The following is a 253-nucleotide window of genomic DNA, read 5'->3' on the forward strand; positions in this document are numbered from 1 at the left end:
AGGTGCGCGGCGCCGCCGACGGCCCGATCGAGGCCGGCTTCATCGACGTCCGCGCGCCCGACCGTCCGCTGGGACGGGTGCTGCGCGCCGAACGCGAGATCGTGGTGCACGGCCAGCCGATCGGCCGGCTCACGATCGAGATGGACGACCGGCGCAGCGCACAGGCCCTGCACCGCAAGCAGGACAACTACGCGCTGGTGCTGGCGCTGCAGGTGGCGCTGCCGATGGCGCTGATCGTGGCCTACCTGCAGAC

At 72.7% G+C, this 253-nt stretch carries 1 protein-coding gene; it reads left to right on the forward strand.

The features are described from left to right. Nucleotides 1–253, forward strand: a 253-nt coding sequence (locus tag KVT32_RS30760; RefSeq protein ID WP_217619502.1) for a hypothetical protein, incomplete at both ends; no start/stop codon positions are given.

Source organism: Achromobacter sp. GbtcB20, from assembly GCF_019091095.1.
GTDB lineage: Bacteria > Pseudomonadota > Gammaproteobacteria > Burkholderiales > Burkholderiaceae_B > Achromobacter > Achromobacter mucicolens.